The sequence below is a fragment of the Streptomyces sp. SID3343 genome (assembly GCF_009865215.1).
Taxonomy (GTDB): domain Bacteria; phylum Actinomycetota; class Actinomycetes; order Streptomycetales; family Streptomycetaceae; genus Embleya.
Window position 1 is genome coordinate 1 of sequence record NZ_WWJX01000105.1, and the last position, 8,644, is coordinate 8,644.

An 8,644-nucleotide genomic window follows, 5' to 3' on the forward strand; every position below is an offset into this window, starting at 1 on the left:
TCGACGAGCGCCCGCGACGCCGCCGCCGGACCCCTCCGCCGCACCGGCGGAGTCCGCGCCGGGGGGACCCGCGCCGGCAACGCCGCCCCTTTCGCCCGGCCCGCGGTCATGATCCGGTCCGCCGCTTCTCGACCCGGACACGCGGATACGAATCGCCCCGCTTCGTCGTCCGAAAGCGCCTGTTCCGCCATACGTTCCGAATTCTCGGCACGCACCCCCTCGCCGGCGCACCTCGCAAGCGCTTTCCGCTTTTTCGGCCAACGCCGGACAACAGCCTTTTCGAAAGGCGGACGCCGCGATATCGGTGATGCCCGGGTATCGCTTCGGGCGGCGGTCGTCCTCTCGGAAAAACGCGCGCGAAGAACAGGAGTCGGAAAGCCGGATGCCGTCTCGAACCGCACGGTGTCCCGCCGGTGACCTACTCGACGTCATATGACGTCATATACGGTCCCGGAAAAGCCCGGGGGTGGAATTCCCCCGGGCAAGCCGACCGCTAGGCCAGGTCGAGAAAGAATTTCTCGTGTTCGCCGCCGTTGGCGTTGACCTGGCAGTTCACCGTACCCCCGGGCCCGGTGGCGGAGGTCACCCCGCTGCCGGTCACCAGGCGCAGGTAGACGCCGGGGAAGGCCACCGACTCGAAGGAGAACGAACCGTCGGCCTGGGCGCGGGCCTTGAACTTCTCCCAGGGCAGTGCGGTGTACTGGCAGTTGACCGTCCCACCGCCGGCCATGGTGGCGGGGACGGCGGTGCCGTCCATACGCAGGAACACGTTCGGGAAGGCCGCCGACTCGAAGGAGTACGAACCGTCGGTCTGCGCGTGGACCTTGAACGTCGTCCAGGGGCCGGTGCCGTACTGACAGTCGACCTTCCCACCTCCGTTGTCGGTGGTGGCCGTCACCCCGGTGCCGTCCATACGCAGGTAGATGTTCTGGAAGAACGTCGAACGAATCGTGATCGGCGGAATTCCCGGCTTTGCCAGATCAGTTGCGGACAAGGGCATGGCCTTTTTCCTTCCGTCTGGGCATGTCGCGGACGCGGTCCGGGTTCGGCGCCGACGGCGGCTTTTGCGGCGCTGGATACCGGGCCGGAGTGATGCATTCCGTTCGGAACTTACGGCGCCGGGCGCCCGGGGATCTTGGCGACTCCGTGCGCAACTTCCCGCTGAAAGAGCCTGCCGTATGACAAGGCAGAGCGGTGCCACAGCCGCCATCCACGTTTTCCGCCCCCTCCTGCATTTCCTGCTCAGCAGGCCCCGATCGCACTGTATTCGGGGCGCCACAATCTGTCCAGACTCAATGCTTTGGTATCGCCGCGGGGATTCTGCTGTCGAAAGGGTGATCATCCGACACCCGGCTGCTTGATCGAATCCGGTCCGGGCCGGCCGACGTTCCGCGGCGGGTCGGCGCCGTCACGTCTCGTCGGCCAAGCGGCGCAGTCCGCGTGCGAAGGCCGCGCTCTCGTCGAGGTCCCAGGTGGCGGTGAGGCGGGCGAACACCTCTTCCTGGAAGGCGTGGGCAGCGGTCAGCACGTCCGCGCCGGTGGGGGTGACGGTCAGTGTCGCCCGGCGCGCGTCCTTCGTGGAGGCGGTTCGCGTGAGGTAGCCGTGGTCGACCGCCGTGCCGATCATTCGGCTGGCACCGGAGCGGTCGAGGCCGAGCTCGTGTGCGACGTCGGTGACGGACACCTCGCCGTGTCGTGCCGAGGCGGCATCGACCGCCTCCAGAACCAGGATGTCCTGCACCCGGGACATGTCCGCGGACATCTCCCCACCCGACGCGACAACCCACCGACGCGACCAGAAACGGACCAATCGGAAGAGGGCGGAGCCCGCGCCGGCAAGGCGCGCGTGGGACGGATCTTCGGACTCGATCGCGAGACCGTGCCGGTCCGGGAGTTCGGGAGCCACGAAACCTCCAAAGAATTGCGTGCGATTCGCAAGCAATATAGCGTGTGCGAAATGCACACGTCTCCTCAGGATGTCACTGCCCGGCCGTCCCCGAGGGCACGGCTCGCCTTCGCCGCCCTGCTCCTGGGCATGCTCATGGCCCAGCTCGACACCAACATCGTCGTCGCGGCGCTGCCGAGCATCACCACCGACCTCGGCTCCGCGAGTGCCGTCGCCGGCGTCACCGCCGTCTACCTGCTCACCGTCACCGTCTCCACGCCCGTCCACGGGAAGCTCGGCGACCTGTTCGGCCGCCGCGCCGTCTTCCACGCAGCCCTCGCACTGTTCGCCGTGGGCTCGCTGAGCTGCGCCCTGGCGCCGTCGATGCCCGTCCTGGTCGCCGCCCGGGGGATCCAGGGCCTCGGCGGAGGCGGCTTGGTGGTCACGGCGATCAGCGCCCTGGCCCAGATGTTCACCCGCGAGGAGATGATGCGCCGGCAGGGATACCTCACCGGCCTCTTCGCGCTGTCCGCACTGGCCGGCCCCCCGCTCGGCGGCCTCCTGGCAGCCGGCCCCGGATGGCGATGGATCTTCCTGGTCAACCTTCCGCTGTGCGTCGCCGGCGCCCTGCTCGGGTCGAAGGGCCTGCCCGGCAAGCCGCAGACCGAGGCCGGCGCCTCCTTCGACTGGGCCGGCACCCTGCTCGTCACCGCGGTCGGCGCAGGAGTGGTCGCCCTCGGCGTCTCGCAGACCTTGGCCCACAGCCCCCTGGGCACGGCAGCGCTGCTCGCGGGGGTCACCGGGTGCGCGGTCGCCTTCGTCAAGGTCGAACGCCGCGCCGCCACCGCGCTCATCCCACCGTCGCTCTTCCACGACCGCGGTCTGGCCCGCAGTATCGTCTCGACCGGCCTGGCCGGGATCGCGCTGTTCGGTACGTTCACGTTCATACCCTTGGCCGTCCAGGAAGGCACCGGAGCCGGCAGCGGCACCACCGGCCTGCTCCTGTTGGCGCTGACCGGTGGCCAATTACTGTCCACGACGACCTTCTCGCTACTGGCCCGTCGCCACCCCGCGCTGCCCCGTTGGGGCTACGTCGCGCTGACCACCGGTGTGGTCGGCATGACCGGCCTGGCCGTCCTGCCCGCGCTGCACGGCGCTCCGCGCCCTTTCGCTCTCGCCGTCGCCGTTACGGGCATGGCCATGGTCGGCGCCGCCCTGGGCCTGTCGTTGCAGGCGTACACGCTGATCGCCCAGGGACGCGCCCGAGCCGACCGGATCGGCGCCACCATGGGCACACTGACGTTCGCCCGCCAACTCGGCGGCTCGCTCGGCACCGCCGTCTTCGGTCGACTGCTGCTCACCGCTCCCTCGGAACGCACCGGCCTGATCGTCGTTCTCGCCACGGCCGCGGGCCTCCTGGCTGCGGCCCTGGCCACCGCACCGCGGCCCAAGGACGACCCGACCCACCCCGGCTGACACGGGAGATCGGCCCGCCGCCGGCCGGAAATCGGTGGCAGGCCCGGCCGTTCCACCGCGAAGATCACGGCATGACCACCTTCCTGGAGACCGACCGGCTCGTCCTGCGCGCGTTCACGGTGGCCGACACCGACCACCTGCTCGCCCTGTACAACGACCGGCAGGTCATGCGCTACATCAACGGTGGCCGCCCCACCGGCCGCCGGGAAATCGAGACGCGGACCCTGCCCCGACTCGTGCACATCCACCCCTGCTGGAACACCCACGGCTACTGGGCCGCGCAGGAGAAGGCGGGCGGCACCTTCCTGGGCTGGTTCGAGTTTCGACCGTTGGAGGAGCACAGCACCACCGTGGTCGAACTCGGTTACCGGTTGAACCAGGCGGCGTGGGGGCGTGGTTACGCCACCGAGGGCTCCCGGGCCCTGATCCACAAGGGGTTCACGGACCTGGCGGTCGAGCGGGTCACGGCGAACACGATGGCTGTCAACACCCGTTCGCGTCGCGTCCTGGAGAAGTCGGGCCTGTCCTTCGTCCGCACCTTCACCGAGGACTGGCCGGAGGCGATCGAGGGCTCCGCGCACGGTGAAGTCGAGTACGAACTCACCCGGACCGAATGGGACGGTCCTGGACGACCGGCCTCGCCGCACCCCGGGTAGGTCGGTCACGATTCGGATGCGGTCAGCGTGTCGGCGACCATGCGGGTGGCGAAGTTCGGGTCGTCGGTGAGGTGGTTGATGTGCGCCGCGAGAAGAAAGGCGGTTGCCTCCAAGGGAGTCATCTCGTCCTCCGTCCAGCATCCGTACTGCGCGCGCCACAGACTGGGGCTCAGCCCCGTTCCCGCGGCGACGACCAGGCCGGCCATGATGGGGATGGCCTCGGGACGGATGCTCACGGGCATCCTGCGCAGTGTGGCCACGAGGTTGGGCACCACACGCTCGATGGGATCCATCCCATGCTCCGCATAGGCGCCCCGCAACCACTCCATGAACAGGAGGATGAGCGTGCACGCGCCGTCCAAGACGGCCGCGGCTCCCTCGGGGCCCACCGACGCGACGAACCGGTCCGTCAACTCCTGCTGTTGCGGATCGGTGGCGATCCCGCCGACCTGGACGCTCTTGAGCCGAGAGTCGACCATCATGAGCGCCGTACCCACGTCGCCGACGGGGGCGTGCACAGGATCGCAGGGTGAAGACACGGAACACCTCCTCGCGCGGCCGCCGGGGAAAACGCGGCCTTTCCGCAGATTAGACCTCGGAGAAGATTCGGATCCCGTGAATCCCGATACCGGCGTCACGGAGAACGGCGAAGCGATCACCCGCCGCCACACCTGATGCCGAGAACCGGCTCGGTGCTCGGCCGCGCCACGCGGCGATCACCTCGTCGGCTCCCGGTTCGGGCCGATCGAGGTCGGTGGGCACGTCGGGGACAAGACCGCCCGGTGAGACGACCGCCAAGGGTGGCGCGGTGCGGCCTACTTCGGCTGCGCGCACGCCTCGGCACCATGTGTAGTCTCTTCGTTGCACGTGGCGGCGGACCGGTGGAGACCGAAAACCCCTTCGGGAAACGGACGGTTGTGGCTCGCTCGCCGAGTTCGTGCGCGGGTACGGGGAGGGGATCGGTGTGTCATCGGGGGAAGGGCGCGAAATGATCGAACTGGCGGAGATGATCCGGGATCTACGGCGCGAGTTGACCGACGCGATGGAGCACGGCGCGGGCGAACGGCTGCGCTTCGAGTTGGGGCCGGTCGAGATCGCCGCCACCGTCACCGTCACCCGCGAGGCCGGTGCCGGTGCCAAGGTGCGCTTCTGGGTGGTCGAGGGTGACGCCCAGGGCCGACGGGCCCACGAGCACACGCAACAGATCTCGCTCACCCTCCAGCCGAGACTGGCGGGTACCAACGCTCCACCGTTCATCTCCGGAGAGCAGGCCCACGGAGAGCGCTGACCACGCGATGGCAGTGCAGGCGGGAGTCACGCTCGAACGGGTCGCGGAGATCATCGTGGACCTGGAGTACGGGGGCGGTCGGCGTGGATCGGGCTACCTGATCGGTCCCGGGCGGGTGCTGACGGCGGCTCACGTGATTGCCGGGGCGGTGGCGGTGCGAGTGCGCTTCAACGCGGATCAGCCCGGCGCGCGCGTGCTGGTCGGCGAGCCGGCGTGGGCCGACGAACGGACCGACGTGGCCGTGCTGCTCGTGCCGGGCGAGGACCGGCCGCCGGTGCGATTCGCTCGCCTCGACGGCCACGAACTCCCCTACCCGTGCCGAGCGGTGGGTTTCCCTCGATACAAGATGAAGGACGCGCGGGACGGCTCCCGGTACCGGGACTCGTGCGACGCGTTCGGCACGCTGGCCCCGCTGTCGAATCGCCGCGAGGGCACCCTGTCGATCGCCGTGCCCCCGCCCGACCGCGACGTGGACCCCACGGCGTCACCCTGGGAGGGCATGTCGGGAGCGGCGCTATGGGTCGCCGGACACGTCGTCGGCATCGTCAGCCGACACCATCGCCCGGACGGGTTGGGCACCCTGTCCGCCGTGTCGGCCGAGCGATGGGCGCACGGAGTCGACCCGGCGCGCGTAGGAGCGTTGGAAGACCTCCTCGGCACCTCCCTCCACCCTGATCGGCTGCGACCGGTACGGGTTGCACCCGATCCCGGGCACCCGCCGTACCGCTCCCCGGCACCCGCGAGAATCGTGGTCGCCACGAGCGACGCCGCCACGACCCCGAGCCCGGACGGGGGTTGGCGCGGCGGCGCGGAGGTCGACGTGCAAGGGCGTCGCTATCTGCTGCACGGCGAGCACCTGGACGACGCGTTCTGCGCCGTTCGCTCGGTACATGTCCGCCGGGCCCGGGGTCTGTGCCTGACTCCACGTCAGCAACGTTCCTCGGCCGGGAAGTACGTGTGGCTGCACCGCGTCGACGCCCGCGCCGACGGGCCCGACGCGCGTGCCGCAGTGCGCGAACTCGCCGCCGAGTACGACCTGCTCGAAGAGCTCGGCCCCCTCCCGGGTCTGCCGACGCCGATCGCGGTGGCCGGCGGACGCGGCACGTCGACCCTGGTACTGGGTTGGCCGCCGGCACAGCCCGGCGGCGGCCCCGGCGAGACGCTCGCCGAGGCGACCGGCGCATGGGCCGCGCCGCTGGACCCCTGGCGGACCGCTCGCCTGCTCGCCGGCCTGGCCGGACTCTGCGCGACCTTGGCACCGCTGCACCGCCGAGGGATCGGTCACCGCCGGCTCGCCGCGACCGGCATCATCGCGCTCGACGACGGCCGGCTCGTGCTTCGTGACCTGGGCCTGGCCATGCGCGAGCCCCGACCGGGCGAAGCGGCGGCGGACGGGCACCAGGCCCCCGAGCAGAGCCGGCGCCGAGGATCGCGTACTCCCGGGCCGCACACGGACGTGTACCGGCTCGCCGCGATCGCGTACCACCTGGTGACGGGCCGGGCACCGAATCCGAGCGCGCCCGCGCCCGGGTCGATCCTCGGGCCGGACCTGCCGGCATCGCTCGGCCGCGCCCTGGCACAGGGCCTGGCGGCCGACCCACGATCGCGTCCGCACATCGCGGAGTTCGCCGCGGCCCTGACCGCCGTCCGAGACCGACTCGCCTGACGACGCTCCGACGAAACGAAGGAGTAGAGGAGCCCTCCATGCCGATCCACCTCGTTGAACTGCCCGGGCCCGTCACGCTGGTCCCGGCGAAGACGCTGGACGGACAGCTGCGTCGGCACGCGAGTAATCCCTACGTTCCCGTCGACCTCCGCGTGCTGATCGACTACCTGAACGGCCGCACCGACGGTGTGCCGGCCGCCCTCGACGAACCCAGGTCCGGTGGCGGCGACAAGAGCATGATCTTGTTCGCACCGTCCTACGTCGTAAGACTGTTCCCCACCCCACGCCGCGACGGGTACACGATCGCCGGGATACACCCGGTGCGCGACGCCGATCACCGCCGGCTCGCCGACCGCTACCTCCGGGTGCGCCCGCCACTGTGGCGGTCGGTGCACCAGCCGCAGCAGATCCCGGCCGGCTCCGACGCGCACTGGCCCCGACTCGACGCCGAATGGACCAGGCTGCTCGCGGCGGATCGCACCATCCACGGCGCCTCCGCGCCCGTGCCGTCGGAGCGCGCGACGGGCCTGCTGGAGACCCTCGACCAACTGATCGACGCCACCGAGCGGATCGACGGCGAAAAGACGCGCGCCGCCCCGCCGTTCCCGTACCGCGACGTCAGCGCGACCGGCGAACGACGCCAGGGGACCCGGGCGGTGTACCGATTCCACCTCGTCGGCGGGCGAACTCCCCAGGAGAACAGCTACGTCCAAGTGCGCGGCGGTCCGGAGCGGCGCGGACAGGTTGTTCGGGTCGCGGCCGAGGGCGGCCACGAGGTCGCGACCGTGCGTTTCGACGAGCCCGTCGCGTGGGGCGACCTCGCGCCCCAGGGGGAACTGGAGGTGACCCCGACCGACGTCGTCTACCGCAAACAGCGCGAAGCGGTCGCCCGACTGCGGACCGGCCAGGAAGCCAACCCGGCCCTCCTGGCCGTGCTCACCGATCGCGTGGTGCAGCCGTTCGGGGCGGCCCGCACCCTGCCCGCCGAGCCGCTCGACCCCGACCAACTCACGGCCTATCAAAAGGCGTTGACCGTCCCCGACCTGCTCATCGTGCTCGGCCCACCGGGCACCGGCAAGACCCGGACGATCAGCGAGATCGTGCGAGCCGGCGCCATCGCGGAGCCGCCCCAGCGCATCCTGGTCACGTCGCACACCCATCGCGCGGTGGACAACGTCCTGGCCCGGCTGCCTCGCGAACTCGTGATCGTGCGCGTGGGCCACGAAAGCAGCGTCACCGCAGAGGGCAAGCCGTACCTGCTCGACCGCCAGATCGCCGACCTGCGGGGCGAGATCCTCGGCCGCACCGCGAACGCGCCGGACGCGTGCACCGACCCCGAGAACGCCGCGCCGTGGGCCGAGGAACTGTCCGCGCGCGTGGACACGTTCGAGAGACTGACCGAACTGGCGGCCCGAGCCGGTGCGGATCACGACGCGAAACGCCGTGCGGTCGGCGGACCGGCGCACGACGCCGCAGCGGCGTGGACCGAGCGGCTCGCCGTGGCGCGCGCCGCGGCGGAAGCGCACCGCGAACACATCGAGACGCGCGTCCGAGTTCACGACAAGGCCGCCTCGCGCGCCGATATGCCGTTGCTCGGCGGCCTCTTCGCGCGCCGCGCCCGCAGGCTGCGCGCGCGGCTGGACGTGCTGTTCGTAGCGGCCGCGGAGTCGGAC

8 protein-coding genes are annotated in these 8,644 nt (G+C 70.8%); 5 read left to right on the forward strand and 3 right to left on the reverse strand.

Going from position 1 to position 8,644, the window contains the following annotated elements; translation table 11 throughout:
• Positions 1–493: 493 nt before the first annotated feature.
• Positions 494–1,000, reverse strand: coding sequence for an AbfB domain-containing protein (locus GT354_RS03590; RefSeq protein ID WP_161354693.1), 507 nt, complete (start codon positions 998–1,000; stop codon positions 494–496).
• 408 nt (positions 1,001–1,408) lie between these two features.
• Entirely contained in the window at positions 1,409–1,762 is a 354-nt protein-coding gene (locus tag GT354_RS03595) for a MarR family winged helix-turn-helix transcriptional regulator (RefSeq protein ID WP_161354694.1), read from the reverse strand.
• A gap of 195 nt (positions 1,763–1,957) precedes the next feature.
• Here GT354_RS03595 and GT354_RS03600 point away from each other — a divergent pair, with 195 nt between their 5' ends.
• Complete coding sequence (locus GT354_RS03600) at positions 1,958–3,361, forward strand: MFS transporter (RefSeq protein WP_161354695.1); 1,404 nt, start codon at positions 1,958–1,960, stop codon at positions 3,359–3,361.
• A 71-nt stretch (positions 3,362–3,432) separates the two neighbouring features.
• Positions 3,433–4,017 carry a GNAT family N-acetyltransferase gene (locus tag GT354_RS03605; protein ID WP_161354696.1) on the forward strand — a complete coding sequence of 195 codons (585 nt, stop codon included), beginning with the start codon at positions 3,433–3,435 and terminating at the stop codon, positions 4,015–4,017.
• A 5-nt stretch (positions 4,018–4,022) separates the two neighbouring features.
• Here the strand turns inward: GT354_RS03605 and GT354_RS03610 are convergent, their stop codons facing one another.
• A complete protein-coding gene (locus tag GT354_RS03610) occupies positions 4,023–4,556 on the reverse strand; it encodes a hypothetical protein (protein ID WP_161354697.1) in 534 nt (177 codons plus the stop codon).
• A 449-nt stretch (positions 4,557–5,005) separates the two neighbouring features.
• Between GT354_RS03610 and GT354_RS03615 the strand changes: the two genes are divergently transcribed.
• The 3 genes from GT354_RS03615 to GT354_RS03625 form a co-directional block, all read left to right on the forward strand.
• Positions 5,006–5,305, forward strand: a complete 300-nt coding sequence (locus tag GT354_RS03615; protein WP_161354698.1) for a trypco2 family protein — start codon at positions 5,006–5,008, stop codon at positions 5,303–5,305.
• A 7-nt stretch (positions 5,306–5,312) separates the two neighbouring features.
• Positions 5,313–6,971, forward strand: a complete 1,659-nt coding sequence (locus tag GT354_RS03620) for a trypsin-like peptidase domain-containing protein (RefSeq protein ID WP_161354699.1) — start codon at positions 5,313–5,315, stop codon at positions 6,969–6,971.
• A 38-nt stretch (positions 6,972–7,009) separates the two neighbouring features.
• On the forward strand, positions 7,010–8,644 hold a 1,635-nt coding region (locus GT354_RS03625; RefSeq protein ID WP_161354700.1), incomplete at its 3' end, for an AAA domain-containing protein.

What these genes read in the sequence shown, in the direction of transcription:
- GT354_RS03590 (WP_161354693.1), bottom strand. Translation starts at nt 1,000, where the DNA reads ATGCCCTTGTCCGCAACTGATCTGGCAAAGCCGGGAATTCCGCCGATC.
- GT354_RS03595 (WP_161354694.1), bottom strand. Translation starts at nt 1,762, where the DNA reads ATGTCCGCGGACATGTCCCGGGTGCAGGACATCCTGGTTCTGGAGGCG.
- GT354_RS03600 (WP_161354695.1), top strand. Translation starts at nt 1,958, where the DNA reads ATGCACACGTCTCCTCAGGATGTCACTGCCCGGCCGTCCCCGAGGGCA.
- GT354_RS03605 (WP_161354696.1), top strand. Translation starts at nt 3,433, where the DNA reads ATGACCACCTTCCTGGAGACCGACCGGCTCGTCCTGCGCGCGTTCACG.
- GT354_RS03615 (WP_161354698.1), top strand. Translation starts at nt 5,006, where the DNA reads ATGATCGAACTGGCGGAGATGATCCGGGATCTACGGCGCGAGTTGACC.
- GT354_RS03620 (WP_161354699.1), top strand. Translation starts at nt 5,313, where the DNA reads ATGGCAGTGCAGGCGGGAGTCACGCTCGAACGGGTCGCGGAGATCATC.